This window comes from Streptomyces sp. adm13(2018), from assembly GCF_008042145.1.
GTDB lineage: Bacteria > Actinomycetota > Actinomycetes > Streptomycetales > Streptomycetaceae > Streptomyces.
In genome coordinates, this window is the sequence record NZ_RDBH01000323.1 from 1 (window position 1) to 1796 (window position 1796).

Below are 1796 nucleotides of genomic sequence, written 5' to 3' on the forward strand. Positions count from 1 at the left end.
TCCCACAGCCACCCCCCGGTGAACGCCTCTCCCACCAGAACGAACGCCGTCATTCCCGCCTCCTCGTGCTTGTGTCCCGCCACTCACGCCGCTCCCGTCGCGGCTGCGGGAGGGCGGGGCGCGGGTCCACCCGGTGACGCCGGACGGCGATCCCGGCGCCGGACTCGGCACGCGTACGGAGGAGTTGCTGGCGCTCCTCGACCGGCTCGACGACCCTGAGACGGTCCTCGTCGGGCACGGCCACGGCATCCACCCGGTGCTCGCCGCCGCCGACCGGCGGCCCGACCGGGTGGCCCGGGTCGTGTACGTCGCCGCCGGGCTCCCCTCGGACGGCGACCCGGCTGTGCTGCTCGTCCGCGACGAGACCGTCCGGGAACGGCTCGGCCATGACACCACCCCACTCCCGCCGCCCCGGGGGGAGGAGTGGGCGCTCTGGGGGAGCCTCGCCGGCCTCTCCCCGGACGACCTGGCCCGCCTGGACCGGCTGGCCGTGCCGCAGCCCGCCCGCACCCTCACCGAACCGCTGCGGCTCGGCGGCGGTCTGGACCGGGTCCCGGCCGCCGCGGTGATGTGCACGGCGGACGGACCGGGCGTCGATGTGGTCGAGATGCTGGTCCGCACGGGCCCGCCGCGCTTTCGGAAGCTGTCGGGATCCGGCTGGGTCTTCTGGGAACTCCCCTCCGGGCACTGGCCGATGCTCACTCATCCGGCGGAACTCGCCGACATCCTCGTGCGCGCGGCGGCGGGAGAGGGCCGCCGGATCACCCTCGGGGAGGACCGACCCTCCTACGAGGAGCAGGAGTTCCTGCTGGACACGCAGGAGCACCCGTACGAGCGGCACGGCCGCCTCGACGTCCACCTGCCGGACAGGGAAGGGCGCCGCCCGGCCGTCCTCTTCGTGCACGGCGGTCCCGTCGACGCCGATCGCGTAGCCACCCCACGCGACACCCCCTTCTACCGGGGCTACGCCCGTTACCTGGCCGGCCTCGGCGCGGTCGGCGCCACCGTCGACCACCGGCTGTACGCCCTGACCGACTACGCCCGCGCCGCCGGTGACATCGCGGACACGGTGGAGACGCTCCGCTCCCACCCCCTGGTCGACCCGGACCGGATCGCACTCTGGATGTTCTCCGGAGGCGGTCTCCTCGCCGCCGACTGGCTGGCGGCGCCCCCGCCGTGGCTCCGGTGTCTCGCCCTCTCGTACCCCGTCCTCGGTACGCCGCCCGGCTGGGAGACCGTCGAGAGGCGCTTCCGGCCCGTGACCGCGCTCGCGGGCGCCGGAGCGCTGCCGGTGGTCCTCGTCCGGGCCGGCCGTGAACACCCGGCGTTCGCGGCGACGGTGGAGGAGTTCCTCGCCGCCGCCGGGAAGCACGGGATGGACGTCGAGATCGTCGACGTGCCGGACGGACGGCACGGCTTCGAGGCCCTGGACCGCACGGACGCGTCCCGCGAAGCCGTCGTCCGCGCGGTGCGGGCCGTGCTGCACCGGGTGGGCGGTGCGGAATGATGGGGTGATGATCTCCAGGGAACGCGCCGTCGCGCTCGTCCGGGCCTTCCTCGCCCGGGAGCTGCCGACGTGGCCGTGGGAGGGTCCGCCGCCGACGCCCGACGTCCACCACGTGGAGGAGTGGGCGGTCGGCTGGCTCGTCTTCTGGCGCTCGGCGCAACAGGCACGGGGCGACGGGCCGCGCGGCAGCTTCGTCGGCGGCCACTACCTGGTCGACCGGCAGGACGGAAGCCTCCACTTCGTGCCGGCCGTCCGGTGGGGCGACGACGGCTGGGAGGAGCAGTACCTC

General features: G+C 75.0%; 1 protein-coding gene and 1 pseudogene. Both read left to right on the forward strand.

Annotated features, from left to right (window positions below):
- Positions 1–133 precede the first annotated feature (133 nt).
- Entirely contained in the window at positions 134–1507 is a 1374-nt protein-coding gene (locus EAO70_RS37185; protein WP_148007175.1) for a dienelactone hydrolase family protein, read from the forward strand.
- 7 nt (positions 1508–1514) lie between these two features.
- A pseudogene (locus EAO70_RS37190) lies at positions 1515–1796 on the forward strand (YrhB domain-containing protein); the annotation flags it as partial.